This is a genomic window from Hymenobacter gummosus, from assembly GCF_003970915.1.
GTDB classification, from domain to species: domain Bacteria; phylum Bacteroidota; class Bacteroidia; order Cytophagales; family Hymenobacteraceae; genus Solirubrum; species Solirubrum gummosum.
Genome location: NZ_RXOF01000002.1, coordinates 250,397 through 264,842, shown reverse-complemented (window position 1 = coordinate 264,842; position 14,446 = coordinate 250,397). Strand labels below are relative to the sequence as shown.

The 14,446-nt window shown below is 66.3% G+C and carries 12 protein-coding genes; 10 read left to right on the top strand and 2 right to left on the bottom strand.

The window, feature by feature from the left end:
• The first annotated feature begins 3 nt into the window (after window positions 1-3).
• From hisS to EJV47_RS04400, 6 genes are all read left to right on the top strand, one after another.
• Complete coding sequence (gene hisS, locus EJV47_RS04425) at window positions 4-1,416, top strand: histidine--tRNA ligase (protein ID WP_126691934.1); 1,413 nt, start codon at window positions 4-6, stop codon at window positions 1,414-1,416.
• On the top strand, window positions 1,413-2,723 hold the full coding sequence (locus tag EJV47_RS04420) for an RsiV family protein (RefSeq protein WP_126691933.1): 1,311 nt from the start codon (window positions 1,413-1,415) through the stop codon (window positions 2,721-2,723). The genes hisS and EJV47_RS04420 overlap by 4 nt, the downstream gene beginning before the upstream one ends.
• 359 nt (window positions 2,724-3,082) lie before the next feature.
• Window positions 3,083-4,579 carry a histidine ammonia-lyase gene (hutH, locus tag EJV47_RS04415; protein WP_126691932.1) on the top strand — a complete coding sequence of 499 codons (1,497 nt, stop codon included), beginning with the start codon at window positions 3,083-3,085 and terminating at the stop codon, window positions 4,577-4,579.
• Window positions 4,580-4,659: 80 nt separating this feature from the next.
• Window positions 4,660-6,630 carry a T9SS type B sorting domain-containing protein gene (locus EJV47_RS04410; RefSeq protein WP_165903614.1) on the top strand — a complete coding sequence of 657 codons (1,971 nt, stop codon included), beginning with the start codon at window positions 4,660-4,662 and terminating at the stop codon, window positions 6,628-6,630.
• 170 nt (window positions 6,631-6,800) lie between these two features.
• On the top strand, window positions 6,801-7,142 hold the full coding sequence (locus EJV47_RS04405; protein WP_126691930.1) for a YbaB/EbfC family nucleoid-associated protein: 342 nt from the start codon (window positions 6,801-6,803) through the stop codon (window positions 7,140-7,142).
• 10 nt (window positions 7,143-7,152) lie between these two features.
• Window positions 7,153-8,184, top strand: coding sequence for a glycosyltransferase family 2 protein (locus EJV47_RS04400; protein ID WP_243651006.1), 1,032 nt, complete (start codon window positions 7,153-7,155; stop codon window positions 8,182-8,184).
• Window positions 8,185-8,324: 140 nt separating this feature from the next.
• Here EJV47_RS04400 and EJV47_RS04395 read toward each other — a convergent pair whose 3' ends face one another.
• Entirely contained in the window at window positions 8,325-8,543 is a 219-nt protein-coding gene (locus tag EJV47_RS04395) for a PspC domain-containing protein (protein WP_126691929.1), read from the bottom strand.
• 151 nt (window positions 8,544-8,694) lie between these two features.
• Between EJV47_RS04395 and EJV47_RS04390 the strand changes: the two genes are divergently transcribed.
• From EJV47_RS04390 to EJV47_RS04375, 4 genes are all read left to right on the top strand, one after another.
• On the top strand, window positions 8,695-10,512 hold the full coding sequence (locus EJV47_RS04390) for a tetratricopeptide repeat protein (protein WP_126691928.1): 1,818 nt from the start codon (window positions 8,695-8,697) through the stop codon (window positions 10,510-10,512).
• A gap of 261 nt (window positions 10,513-10,773) precedes the next feature.
• On the top strand, window positions 10,774-11,160 hold the full coding sequence (locus EJV47_RS04385; RefSeq protein ID WP_126691927.1) for a hypothetical protein: 387 nt from the start codon (window positions 10,774-10,776) through the stop codon (window positions 11,158-11,160).
• 163 nt (window positions 11,161-11,323) lie between these two features.
• The gene (locus EJV47_RS04380; RefSeq protein WP_126691926.1) at window positions 11,324-11,650 is read left to right on the top strand and encodes a hypothetical protein; all 327 of its coding nucleotides are present in this window, start codon (window positions 11,324-11,326) and stop codon (window positions 11,648-11,650) included.
• A gap of 172 nt (window positions 11,651-11,822) precedes the next feature.
• Window positions 11,823-12,803, top strand: coding sequence for a pyruvate dehydrogenase complex E1 component subunit beta (locus EJV47_RS04375; protein WP_126691925.1), 981 nt, complete (start codon window positions 11,823-11,825; stop codon window positions 12,801-12,803).
• A gap of 145 nt (window positions 12,804-12,948) precedes the next feature.
• On the opposite strand, the gene EJV47_RS04370 is transcribed toward EJV47_RS04375, so the two are convergent.
• A complete protein-coding gene (locus tag EJV47_RS04370; RefSeq protein WP_126691924.1) occupies window positions 12,949-14,382 on the bottom strand; it encodes a hypothetical protein in 1,434 nt (477 codons plus the stop codon).
• Window positions 14,383-14,446: the final 64 nt, after the last annotated feature.

The following is a 14,446-nucleotide window of genomic DNA, read 5'->3' as shown; positions in this document are numbered from 1 at the left end:
CGAATGAGCGTTCAGAAACCCAGCATTCCGCAAGGCACCCGCGACTTTGGTCCCGTCCAGGTGGCCCGGCGCAACTATATCTTCGGCATTATCCGCCGCGTGTTCGAGAAGTTCGGCTTCGCCCCGCTCGAAACGCCGACCATGGAAAACCTGTCGGTGCTGACCGGCAAGTACGGCGACGAGGGCGACCAGCTGCTGTTCAAAATCCTCAACTCCGGCGACTTCCTCAACGGTAAGAAAGGCCCCGTCACGGCCGAAGACCTGGCGGCGGGCTCCAAGGCTACCCTGCCGAAAGTGGCCGAAAAAGGCCTGCGCTACGACCTCACCGTGCCCTTCGCCCGCTACGTGGTGATGAACCGCGGCCAGCTCACCCTGCCCTTCAAGCGCTACCAGATCCAGCCCGTGTGGCGCGCCGACCGCCCGCAGCGCGGCCGCTACCGCGAGTTTGTGCAGTGCGACGCCGACGTGGTGGGCACCAACTCCCTGCTTTGCGAGGCCGAAATCGTGCTGATGATTGACGAGGTGCTGACGTCGCTCGGCCTGACGGACTTCTCGATCAAAATCAACCACCGCGGCGTGCTGTCGGGCATTTACCAGGCCCTCGGCGGCGTGGGCCGCGAGTCGGACCTGTTCGTGGCCATCGACAAGCTCGACAAAATCGGGCAGGACGGCGTGACCAAGGAGCTGCTGGAACGCGGCTTCCCGCAGGCGGCCATCGATAAGGTGTTTGCCTACTTACAGGTCGGCGGCTCGTTTGCCGAAAAGCTGGAAACGCTGCGCAGCATGTTCGGGGCCGACGGGACGCTGCAGGATGCCGCCGCTGGCCCGGCCAAGGGCTTGCAGGACCTGGCCGAAGTGCAGCAGTACCTGCAGGACTTCGGCTTCGAGCACTTCGAGCGGCTCGATTTCGACGTGACCCTGGCCCGCGGGCTGAGCTACTACACCGGCTGCATCTTCGAGGTGAAGGTGAACAACGTGCAGATGGGCAGCATCTCGGGCGGCGGCCGCTACGACAACCTCACCGGCTCGTTTGGCCTGCCCGGCCTCTCGGGCGTGGGCTTCTCCTTCGGCGTCGACCGCATCTACGACGTGCTCGAAACCCTGGAGCTGTTTCCCGCCGACGCCGTTTCGGCCCCGCTCTGCCTGCTGGCCAACTTCGACGCGGAGGGCCGGCCGGCTTTGCTGCCCCTGCTGCGCGGCCTGCGCGAGGCGGGCCTGTCGGCCGAGCTGTACCCGGAAGTCAGCAAGCTGCGCAAGCAGTTCGAGTACGCCGACAAGCGCGGCATCCGCTACATGCTGCTGGCTGGCTCCGAAGAGCGGGCCCAGGGCGTGGTGAAGCTGCGCGACATGCGCGCCGGCTCGGAGCAAACCGTGCCCGCCGCTGAAGTGGTGGCTACGCTGCAAGGGCTGGCATGAACCCGCCGCTGAACCAGGCCGATAAGCTCCTGGGAACGGCCACTTTACTGCTGCTGGGGCTGGCGGGCTATTGGCTCGGCCAGCCCCAGCCGCCGTTTCGGGCCCCGGCGCCCGCCGCCCAACCAGCGTCGGCCGCCCCAGTTCCCCCTTCTTCCCCCACCCGGGAGCAGGACCAAGCGGTAGACCCAGCTTTGTCGGCCGCCATGGCAGCCGACGAAGCCGAGTTGAGGCGAAACTGGCAGAAAATTCCGGCCGATACATCCGTCCACTTTGTCACCTACGACCCGGAAGAAGGCGATTCGCTGGCCCACCCGCACACCTACCGCCGCTACGTCGGGACGCTCAACGGGCAGGCCATCGTGGTGCACCTGTCGATTTATGCCAATCTGCGGGTCGAGCCGTACCGCGAGTACTGGTCCGGCAGCTGGTACTACCGCTACGCCCGGCATTCCACCGAACACCCTCTGCTGTTCCGTCGCCTGCACGGTGGCCGGCTGGTGCTGCGCGAACGAATTCCTGATGACGCCCCAGCTGCCGACACGGCCAGCATCGAATGGCAGTTCAGCTGGCCGCTCGGCCGCCGGCTGCAGGGCCGCCGCCGGGCCGTGCATGGCCTGCTGCGGCAGCAGGTGCAGCTACGAGAAGACTATTCCCAGGCCACGCGCTACGAACTGGCGCGCCTGACCGCCCACGGCTACTACTGCCCCGATGAGCCGGGCCGCTCGCAGCCGTATTACTCCACGGAGTTTCTGCACCTGCTGCGCGCCGATTCGCTGCGGCTGGCACGCTGGCAGGCCCCGCCCCCCGCCGCCCGGCGCGACACGCTGCGCCGGTGGCTGCTGCAGGACCCGTGCCAGGAACTTAGCCAGAGCACGTGGGTGACGCTCAACGATTATGGCTTGCTGTCCTACAACGTTTGGACGAGCAGCTTCTACTTCGGTGGTAACCATCCCACAAATAGCCAACACGGCGTTATCGTAGACCTGACCACCGGCCGAAAAGTACGGATGGCGGCCTTGCTGCGCCCCGGTGCCGAGCCGGCCCTGCGGAAGCTGCTGGCCCGGCACCTGCGACACGACTACCCTGATTTGGAAGAAAAGCACGAGTGGCACTGGGAAACTGTACCACCCCTGCCCGATTCTTTTCTGCTAACGCCTACTGGTCTGCACGCCCTGTACGACGACTATGCGCTGACCGCCTACGCGTTGCACTACGCCAACAATACCACTATTCCCTACGCGGAGCTGCGCCCCCTCGTGCGCCCCGGCACCGCGCTGGACCGCATGCTCAAAGCCCGCGGCATCTAGCCCGGTTCGCCTGCTCTCAGCCCACCGCCGCACCGATTCAGAGGTGCTCCGCGTCGATTTGGACCGCCTCCGCACCGCCTAAGCCCTGCTTCGCACCGCCTAATAGGCCTTCCGCAACATCTAAGCCCTGCTCCGCACTGGCTAAGCACGCTTCCGCGTCGCCTAACGGCTCGTCCATTAGTAGTTGGTGCCCGCCAGCTGGCCCGTGCTGCTCTGCCGCCCAGCCGCTGCCGCCAGAACGCCCCCCTCGCTGAAGGGGAAGGGGCCGCGGGGTGAGGCGCCCGTGCGGTCCACCCGCAAATTCGTAGCTTCCGGCTCCCAAACGGCCGCCCACCCCTAGCCCGGCCGCGCTTCACCCCATGCCCGACACGTTTCACCTCAGTCCCGCCACCTACCTCGACCTGACCACCCTGGAGCAAGTGCTCCGCGAGCAGCGCCCCCTGGCCCTCAGCGACGACGCCCGCCAGCGGATCGAGCGCTGCCACCAGTACCTGCACGACCGCCTCGAGCAGTCCGACGCGCTGATTTACGGCATCAACACCGGCTTCGGCGCCCTCTGCAACACCAGCATTTCGCCCGAGGACCGCGGCCAGCTGCAGCAGAACCTGATGATGTCGCACGCCTGCGGCACGGGCCCGGAAGTACCCGCCGAGCTGGTGCGCCTCATGCTGCTGCTGAAGGCCCAGAGCCTGAGCTACGGCCACAGCGGCGTGCAGCTGCGCACCGTGCAGCGCCTGCTGGACTTCTACAACCGCGGCATTCACCCCGTCGTCTACCAGCAAGGCTCCCTCGGCGCCAGCGGCGACCTGGCCCCGCTGGCTCACCTGTGCCTGCCCCTCATCGGCCTGGGCGAGGTGCAGTTTGAGGGCTACCGCCTGCAGGCCGCCGACGCCCTGCACCTGTTCAGCTGGCAGCCCATCGAGCTGCAAGCCAAGGAAGGCCTGGCCCTGCTCAACGGCACCCAGTTTATGCTGGCCTACGCCGCCCACTGCACCCTGCGCGCCCGGCGCCTGCTCGAAGCCGCCGACGTTATCGGCGCCCTCTCCCTCGAAGCCTTCGATGGCCGCCCCGAGCCCTTCGATGAGCGCCTGCACCGCATCCGGCCCCACGCCGGGCAGCTCAGCGTGGCCCGCCACCTGCGCGAATTGCTCCACGGCAGCGAGCTGCAGCAGCAGGAAAAAACCGCCGTGCAGGACCCCTACTCCTTCCGCTGCATGCCCCAGGTGCACGGCGCCTCCCGCGACGCGGTGCAGTACGTGGCCGGCGTGGTCGAGACGGAGTGCAACGCCGTCACCGACAACCCCAACATCTTCCCCGAAACCGACGCCATCCTCTCCGGCGGCAACTTCCACGGCCAGCCCCTGGCCCTGGCCCTCGATTTCCTCGCCATTTCGGTGGCCGAGCTGGGCTCGATTTCGGAGCGCCGCACCTACCAGCTCATCAGCGGGCAGCGCGGCCTGCCGCCCTTCCTGGTGGCCGAGCCGGGCCTGAACTCGGGGATGATGATTCCGCAGTACGCCGCCGCCAGCATCGTCAGCCAGAGCAAGCAGCTGTGCACCCCCGCTTCGGTGGATAGCATCGTGAGCAGCAACGGGCAGGAAGACCACGTGAGCATGGGCGCCAACGCGGCCACCAAGGCCCTGCGCGTCATCGAAAACACCGAGCAGGTGCTCGGCATCGAGCTACTCAACGCCGTGCAGGCCCTGGCCCTGCGCCGCCCCGCCCGCTCCTCCGAGGTGCTCGAAGAAGTAGTAGCGGCCTTCCAGCTGCAGGTGCCCTTCATGGCCCGCGACCGGGTGCTTTACCCCGATCTGCACGCTGCGGCACAATTTGTGCGCGCCCACCGCTGGGCTTAACCTGACCCGCCGCCGGACCAATTTCGTACTTGATGCCGCTGCCTACATATGAAAACCGGCCGACCCGCGTTGGCTCAGCCATGATGTTTCGCGTACTCGCCGTTTGGACGTTGCTGCTACTGTGGGCCGGCACTGCTGCCACCGCCCAGGTATGCCCGTCCGACTGCTTTGGTCCTACGTCTTGTTTTCGGGTGTACGACGCGTCTGGTCAACCCCTCGATATTCCGGGCCAGACCCGCACCGTGCTCTGCGCCGGCGCCACCATTCGCCTCCGCGACTGTAGCGGCCAGAATTACAACCCGGCCAACGTCCGGTACGCGCTGGATTGTCTTGCCGTACCCGATACCAGCACTACCCGAACGGTTCCTCCTCTGCCCCCGGGCCAGACCACCGGCCAGCTTATCATCAAGCAGGCGACGCTCAACCCCACTCCCGGCCCGCCCTGTGGTAGCGGCCAGCAGTTTTCCCGGCTCTTCGAGGTCCGCACCCGCCCGACTCCCACCTTCACCTTCGCCTACTGCGGCTCCACGCGCAGCCAGGTGTACGTTAGCCTCACCAACGCCCAGGCCAACATCCGCTACGAGGTGCAGGTGGGCAGCGGCCCGCGCCAGGCCGTAACCAATCCGGCCGGCGCCGTCTACACCGCCGCGCCCGGCGCCACCACCATTACCGTCTTCGGCAACTACACCGACGCCCGTTTGTGCGAGGGCTCGACCTCCCTGAACTACCCCGCCCAGCCCGCGCCCGTCGTGCCGCTGCTGCCGCGCCTGCAGGTGCAGGGCAATGATTTGCTGCTCAGCTTCGGGCCCTTGCAGAGCGAGTACCGCTACGTGCTGGAGCAGGACGCTGGCAGTGGTTTTCAGCGCCTGGCGGATATTCCGGCCACGGCCAGCAGCTACACCGTGCCTGGCGGCGCCCTCACCAGTTGCTACCGCCTGCGCCTCACCGATGCCTGCGGGGTGCTGAGCCTGCCCTCGGCCCCGCTCTGCCCGGTTGATTTGCAGGTAAGCTCCGCCAACCGCCAGAACCGCCTCAGCTGGACGCAGCGCGCCGGGAGCCCCGTGGCCGACTACCAGGTGCTGCGCAACGACCAGCCCCTGGCCACCGTGGCAGCCGCCCAGCGCGAGTACCTCGATCAGGCCGTGACCTGCGGCGTCACCTACCGCTACCGGGTGGTGGCCCGCTCGCCCGGCGCTACTTCCGAATCCGTGGAGCGCAGCGTGCAGACGGTGGCCAACCAGGCCCCGCCCGCCCCGCTGCTCACCGCCTCCTTCCGCGTCGATGGCGCGGTGGAAATCAACCCGGCCACCCCGCTCACCGACCCCGACAGCCGCCTGCTGGTGCGCCGCCGCCTGGGCACCGCCGCGGTGGATGTGCCCGTGCCCGCCCAGTTGCCCGTCGTCGACCAGCCCGGCGAGGTAAGTCCCGAGCGGGTGCCCTGCTACGCGGCCCGCCTCAGCGACCCGTGCGGTAACGTCTCGACCGAAGGTGCCTCGGCCTGCCCGCCGGTGCTGGCCGCCCTGGCCCTCGACCGCGACGGCAACCAGATTGGCCTCACCTGGACCGAGCCCCAGGGCCAGGGCTCGGGCTGGACGTACCAGCTGCTGCTGCTCGACGCCGAGGGCCGCGAAATCAGCCGGAGCGCCGTCAGCCCGGGCTCCTTCCCCGTGCAGGCCCCCGTGCCCCCCGCCGACCGCCAGGTACTGCGCTACCGCCTCGCCGCCACTTCCACCGCCGGCCTGACGGTGTTCAGCAACGTGGCCTCCATCACGCGCCAGCTCGTCTTCGCCATCCCGACGGCCTTTACCCCCAACGGCGACGGGCTCAACGACGTGCTTGAAATCAAGGGCCGCTTCCTGAAGTCGTTCAGCTTCACCTTGTTCGACCGCAGCGGCCTGGTTGTATTCCGCGCCACTGAGCGCAGCCAGACCTGGGACGGCCGCATCCGCGGCGTGGAAGCGGCCCCGCAGGTGTTTCCCTTCCAGTTCGAAACCACCGACGAAACCGGCCGCCGCATCGTGCAGCGCGGCACGGTGACCTTGCTGCGCTAAGTCGTTGGCGAATCGTCCGCGTTGCGGGCATCGCCGCCGCCACCGTTCCTAGAATGCGCCACGATTCACGGCGGGCGCGTATTTTTGGCGCCCGCACAGGCCCCGGCCCGGCAACGGCCGGGGCCTGCGTGTTTTTCCTCCTAGTTGTTTCCCCGATAACCTCCCGCGCCATGTTTGGAATGGATATGATGGGCATGATGGGTCGCCTGAAAGACCTGCAAGAGAAAGTAAAGCAAGCCCAGGACGAGCTGCCGCAAATCACCGCTTCGGCCGAGGCCGGCGGCGGGCTGGTGCGCGCCACGGCCAACGGTAAGCGCCAGCTGCTGAAGCTGGAAATCGACGAGACGCTGCTTACCCCGCAGGACCGCGACATGCTGGCCGATTTGGTGGTGGCCGCCGTCAACAAGGTGATGGAGGAAGCCGGCGACAAGGCCAAGGACCACATGAAGCAGCGCACCCAGGGCTTGCTGCCCAACATTCCGGGCGTTGATTTGAGCGGCTTTGGCCTCTAAGGAGCTGCCGGTGACCAGGTACGCCGCCGACGTGGCCGTGGTCATCCTGAACTGGAACGGGCGGCGCTGGCTGGAGCAGTTTCTCCCGTCGGTGCTGGCCCATTCCGACGCGGCCCGCGTGGTGGTGGCCGACAACGCCAGCTCCGACGACTCCCTAGCCTGGCTGCAGGCGAATTATCCGCAGGTGCAGCTGCTGCCGCTGCCCGAAAATTACGGCTTCTGCGAAGGCTACAACCGCGCCCTCGCCCAGCTGCCCGAGTATCGGTACTATGTGCTGCTCAACTCCGACGTGGAGGTGACGCCCGACTGGCTGCGGGCGCCGCTGCAACTGCTGCAGGAGCGCCCCAAAGCCGCCGCCGTGCAGCCCAAAATCCGCGCTTTTCACCGCAAAGCCGAGTTCGAATACGCCGGGGCCGCCGGCGGCTACCTCGACCGCCTGGGCTACCCCTTCTGCCGCGGCCGCCTCTTCGACACGCTCGAATCGGACCACGGCCAGTACAACGATGCGCGGCCCGTAGCCTGGGCCACCGGGGCCTGCATGCTGGTGCGCGCCGCGGCCTGGCACGAGCTGCAGGGCCTGGAGCCGGCGTTTTTTGCCCACATGGAGGAAATCGACCTGTGCTGGCGGATGCAAAATGCGGGCTACGAGGTGTGGTACCACGGCGGCAGCACGGTGTACCACGTGGGCGGCGGCACCCTGCCCAAGTCGAACCCGCGCAAGACCTACCTGAACTTCCGCAACGGCCTGGCCCTGCTCTACAAAAACCTGGCGCCCGCGGAGCTATGGCCCACCCTGCTGCAGCGCACGGTGCTCGACGCCGTAGCCGCCGCCCAGATGCTGCTCAAAGGCGACACCGGCGACGCCGCGGCGGTGCTGCGCGCCCACTGGCACTTCTGGCCGAAGCTGGGCTACTGGCGGCAGCGCCGGCAGCTAGCCCGCCCCGTACTGCGCACCCACGAGCGGACGGGCACTTACGGTGGCAGCCTCGTTTGGGCGTATTTCGGGCAGGGCAAGCGTCGCTTCAGCCAGCTACTCCCCTGATTCGGTCGCGCTCTGCACACCTCAGCGTTTCCTTTGCGCCCCTCTGCGGGAGCCAACTTCCGAACATCTCGTCACCAGAAAATAAACCGGCCGGGCAGCGCTACGCCACCCGGCCGGTTTCTGAGTTCAGAAGAGCAGCCTTACAAATCCCACACGGTGCTGCGCTGCCGGCGCATGGCCCGGCGCACGTTCATCCAGAAGGCCAGCGCGAAGTAGAGCACAATGGGCGAGCCGAAGGTGAAGAAGGAGGCGTACACGAACGACAGCCGCACGCTGCTGGTGGAAAAGCCCAGCCGGCGGCCCATGGCGCTGCAAACGCCGAAGCTCTGCTGCTCGATAAAGTCGGTAATGCGTTTCATAGCCGATTGGGGTTCAGGGCAGTTAGGCTGAAAAGGTAACTCGCTGGCAGTTGGCAGGCAAGCCCAACGGCTTGCAAACTTCGTTACTTACGTGTCCAAAGCGCCGCAATTTGCGTTAAGGCTGCTGATTTTGTTGTCTGAATTTAATTGCATGAACGTTTCGCGCCATGCGCTGCTGCCCCTGCTCACGGTCGGGGCCACGGCCTTTCTCCCCGCTTGTACGCTACCCAAGATGCTGCGGGTTGCGCAAGAGGGTCAGCAAGTTTCGGCCCGGCCGCCGGTGCTGGAGGCCAACGGCGACAACGTGCTCGGCGAAATCCAGGTGCGCGTGCCGGCGGCCCACCTGCGCAAGGGCGCCGTGTACGAGCTGCCCATGCGCTACCGCTGCGACAACGGCCTGCGCGAGGACACGGTGGGCACCATCCGCTTCCTGCTGGGCGAGTACCTCTACGACGAGCAGGACAAGAACTTTGTGGTGGTGCGCAAGCCGGTGGTCTTCCCCTTCGAGCCGCGCAAAAACCCCGGGCAGCTGCTGACCCGCCCGCAGGTGCGCGAGCTGAAAGCCGGCGGCAAGGTGCTCAAGGCCGAACAGGAAGTGATGCTGGCCCGCGGCGTATCCATCCCGTCGCGCCTGGTGGTGCGGCAGGTGGAGCCCGTGACGTACATTCCCGAGCCGCCGGCCGACCTGGAAGGCGGCGGCACCCGCGTGCTGCCCTTTTTCTTCGACCAGGGCCAGGCGGCCATCCGCAACTACCTGGGCACCAACGTGGCCGCCCTCGAAGCCTTCATCGAAGCCAACCAGCACACCCAGAAGGTGATGATTGCGGCCGGCCACTCCCCCGATTCGCTGGATTCGCGCGACGCGCAGCTGGCCGATAAGCGCGTGAAGGCCCTGCTGAAGTACTACCAGAAGCGCCTCGACACCGATTCCTACCTGAACTCGCTCAAGTCCGTCAAGTTCGGGACGCAGGCCTACCACCGCCGCTGGGATTTGTTTTTGAGCAAGGTGCAGGCCTCGGCCCTGAAGCCGGAGCAGCAGGACTCGGTTATCGACATCATCAACGAGACGCGCGGGGGCTGGGCGGCCCAGGAAAAGGCCCTGCACAAGCTCACCTACTTCGACTACCTGGAGCAGTACATCTACCCGGTGATGCGCTTCGGCACGGTGGCCGTGCAGTACTCCGCGCCCAAGCGCCTGCAGTCGGAAATTTACCTGCTGTCGAAGAAAATCGTGGAGCGCGAGGTGGACGCCGACGCGCTGACGCCCGAGGAGCTGCGCTACTCGGCCACGCTCACGCCGCTGCTGGCCGAAAAGCAGCGCATCTACGAAACGGCCATTGCCACCTCGGGCCGCTGGGAAGCCTATCACAACCTGGGCGTGGTGCTCATGGAGCGCAGCGAAAAGGAAGTATCGGACAAGGTGCGGCGGGCCTACCTGCGCCGCGCGGCCACCAACTTCACCCTGGCCGCCCACCGCAACCCCACGGCCGATATGTTCTACCACGTGGCCACCGCCTGGCACCGCGCCGGCGACCGGCTCGAAGCCCTGCAGAACTACGACTACGCCATCAAGCTCGGCGGCCCGCGCCTGACGCTCGACAAGGTCTTCGCCGATAAAGCCGCCCTGGAAATCGAAATCGGCCAGCCCGACGACGCCCTGCGCAGCCTCGCCTACAGCGACAAAGGCTACCAGAACACCATGAACAAGGCCCTCATCTACCTGATGAAGGAAAACTACGAGGGCGCCGCCGACATCTACCAGCAGGCCCTCTCCATCAAGCCCAACGACCCCATGGCCTACTACTGCCTGGCCGTGCTGGCCGCCCGGCAGCAGCGCGACGGCGACGTGGGCCAGTACCTGCGCCGCGCCGTGCAAATCGACCGCAGCTACGCCCAAAAGGCCGTGGAGGACCTGGAATTCCGCAGCTATGCCAGCAGCAAAGTCTTCACCGAGGCCCTGCGACAGTAAGCGGCGCGGCCCTACAGCCGCAGCGCGGCGCCATATTAGCAGAACCCACGAGTCGAAAAGCCGACCGAGCTGCAGCGCAGCGGCATGGCAGCGGGGCCGCGTGGACGTCGAACCTCGCTCAGGCTTCAGCAACGGATGCCGCTGCGCTGCAGCTCGGCCGTTCTGGTGCGCCGGCACTTCTACCGACATGGCGCCGCGCTGCGGCTGTGGCCTTGCTCCGGCCACCGATGCGGAGCGACTCTTAGTTCATTTAATTGCAGTATGAAATTCCTGGGCTTCTCCCTCGGCGGCCAGAACATTGACCTGGAATGGCCGGGTGGCGGCTACGCCGACCTTCACAACAATTTCAATTTCACCGCGCTGCACTTCGAGCCCAGCCAGGCCCGGCTGCGCCTTTCGTGGCGGAAGTCGGCGGGCGAGTGGGCCAAGCGGGAGCCGTGGGCAGAATTGCACCTACTATTCGAAGGAGTGAGCTTCCTGCGCATCAAGGAACGCGACCCGGAATATCCACTGACGGAAGATGGTTGCCTGGTGAATATTTGCCTGACGCCTCAGAATGTTCGGGATGAGTTCGAAAACATCTACTTTGACGAGGACGCCGAGCCGGACTACGACCTCACGCTTTATTTCCAAAGCGAATGGGCCTGAAAGTCAACGCGGCCATGGTGTGGCTGGAGCTGGTGCCGCTGACGGCCTGACTTATAACTGGTCCAAGCGCTGTCTGCTCCGCTAATTGACGTTTCGCGGTGCCGACAGTCAATACCAAACCAGCCGCTGGCAGCGTTCAGCCTGCTTTCTACCCCATTACGCTATGAAAACCTACGCCGGCCTGCTCCTCGCCGCCAGTCTCACCGGCTGCCTCACCGCCCGCAAAGCCCCCGGCAGCCCTGACTCCGCCGCCATGCTGGAAGCCGCCGGCGACCGGCTGGTGCTGACCTCGGCGAATTCGGCGCAGCAGACGCGCATCGTCCGGCAAGCCCAATCGGGGGATACGCTGCTGGTCTGGTACAAAACCGGCGCTTTCGTCGGCCGGGCCAATACGCTAAAACCTGCTCCGGGCGTGCGGTTCGTCAAGTGCGGCGGCCAGCTGTATCAGCTCACCGCCGCGGGTAGCGGCTGGCAGCTGCAGCGGCTGTAAAAGCTTCATTTAATCGGCCGTTGCGGCGGCCGGTGGGCTCCGCAAACGTTTGCTATTTTCCGCAAACGGCTTCCAGCTTGCCCACTCCCGCCGGGCATTGTAGCTTTACGGGCCGGTTCCTGCTGGGGCCGGCCTTTTCTGTTCACCCGACTTTTTCTTTCCTGACATCTACATGCGGACCATCCAATTCCGGGAAGCCCTGCGCGAAGCCATGTCCGAGGAAATGCGCCGCGACGCGAGCATTTTCCTGATGGGCGAAGAGGTAGCCCAGTACAACGGCGCCTACAAAGTAAGCCAGGGCATGCTCGACGAATTTGGCCCCGAGCGTATCATCGACACCCCGATTGCCGAGCTGGGCTTTGCCGGCATCGGCGTGGGCGCCTCGATGAACGGCCTGCGCCCCATCATCGAGTTCATGACCTTCAACTTCTCGCTGGTGGCCATCGACCAGGTCATCAACTCGGCCGCGAAGATGATGTCGATGTCGGGCGGACAGTACACCTGCCCCATCGTGTTCCGCGGCCCGACGGGCAATGCCGGCATGCTCTCCTCGCAGCACTCGCAGAACTTCGAGAACTGGTACGCCAACACGCCCGGCCTGAAAGTGGTGGTGCCCTCGAACCCCTACGACGCCAAGGGCCTGCTCAAAGCCGCCATCCGCGACAACGACCCGGTGATTTTCATGGAGTCGGAGCTGATGTACGGCGACAAGGGCGAGGTGCCGGAAGAGGAGTACATTCTCGAAATCGGTAAGGCCAACGTGGCCCGCCCCGGCAAAGACGTCACCATCGTGTCGTTTGGCAAGATGATGAAGGTGGCCCTGGGCGCCGCCGACGAGCTGGCCAAGGAAGGCATCGAAGCCGAGGTAATCGACCTGCGCTCGGTCCGCCCCATCGACTACGCCACGCTGGTGGAATCGGTGAAGAAGACCAACCGCATGGTGGTGGTAGAGGAAGCCTGGCCGCTGGCCAGCATCAGCTCGGAGCTGGCCTACCACGTGCAGCGCTACGCCTTCGACTACCTCGACGCGCCCATCGCGCGCATCACCTCGGCCGACGTGCCCCTGCCCTACGCCCCCACCCTCATCGAAGCGGCGCTGCCCAACATCGGCCGCACGGTGAAGGCGGTGAAGGACGTGCTGTACCGCAAATAACCACGGATTACGACGGTTTTTTCGGATTCCACGGATTCTGTGAACGATTAGTAAGGCCCGGCGCTTGACAGCGCCGGGCCTTTGTGCTTAGTCAGAGCACTGCGAACCGCTATGCAAACCTCGCGTGCCTCTGCGGTAAAAGACGTTAGAGCGGCGTGGGCGGCGGCAGCCGGTGGCCCAGCAGGGAACGGCCGCCCAACTCCAGCCGGGCCTGCACCGAAGCCGAGGCGGCGAAGCACAGCAGCAGGAAGCCCACGTAAATGGCACCCAGCAACGCCCACTGCCGCCGAGCCGGACGCCAGGCGGCGGGCCAGCCGAAGCAGAGCACCGCGTAGAGCAGCAGGTGCAGGGGCAGCAGGTAGCGGCACTCGATGTCGGTGGGCAGCACCAGCAGGCAAGGTGCAAGCAGGGCAGCCAGCAGCAGCCCCCCCGACCAGCTCAGGGCCCGGCGCCGACGGTGGCGGCGTAGCCAGAGCACCAGCCCGGCCCCGAACCAGACGGTGTAGTTCAGCGCGGCCAGGCCCCAGGTGGACACGTATACTTGCCGCAGGTAGGGCGTGGGGTACTGCAGGTCGAGCCCGTTGAACAGGTGCCGGGCGTACACGCGCAGCAGCAGCAGCGGGCGGCGCCGGGCAAAGCGGAGGTAGTGGCCGTAAGAGCCGAACTGCCCGATGCCTTCGGCGCGCAGCACCGCCCGGCCTTCGGGGTCGAGGAAGAAGAGCACCGGCCAGGGGTAGGCGGGGTCGATGGTGGTTTCGTACTTCTGGAACACTAGGCCGCGCTGCAGCTTGGCGCGGTAGAGCGTGCCGGGGGCAATGTTGACGTCCTGCACCAGCACCAGCGGCGTGGTCTGGCCGAAATGCCGCTGGTTGATGCGCAGCTGCGGATACAGCACCAGCGCGGCGCCCAGCAGCGCGGCGGCTACGGCCCCCCGCTGCGGCCCGCGGCCCCGGCCGGCCGGCAGCCGTAGCCACTGCAGCGCCAGCCCGAACGGCGCGGCCGCCAAGTACACCGGGCGCATGTTGGCAGCGGCGGCCAGGCAGACGCCGGCCAGCAGGGCCCAGCCCCAGCGGCCGGGGTGGCGGCAGAGCAGCCACAGGCCCAGGCCAAGCGCGCCCAGGGCGGGAAAATCGGTGAGGGTGAAGTTGAAATGCTCCCGCCAGAATGCGAAGCCCAGCGCGGCAAAAGCCAGGCGGCGCGGCCAGGTGGGTGGCTGCGCGGCACCGGTAGCCACCTGCCAGAGCGCCGGCCCGGTCCAGCCAAACACCCCGGCCGCCGTGGCCGCCCCCAGCACCCGCGCAAACCAGATGGGCGGCAGGCCAGAGTAATACTGCGCCACCCGCGCCGGCAGCAGCAGCAGCGGGTACACGTAGCCGCGCATGCCGTCGTGAAAATGCAGCAATGACAGGCTGCCCGCCTTGTGGAAGTAGATGGAAATAAACCAGTACAGCTCGGCGTCGTACACCAGCCGCTCGTAGCCGCTGAAGGGCAGATACAGCAGGTAGACGACCAGGATGAGCAGCGTCAGCGGCAGGTAGCCTTGCGGAAAGCGGCGCGGCGGAAAGTCGGCGGAAGTCAAGCGGCGGAGGTAGCGGGCCAGCGGAAACCGCGAAGGTAAACAGCTCCTACGCTTAGGCCCGTCA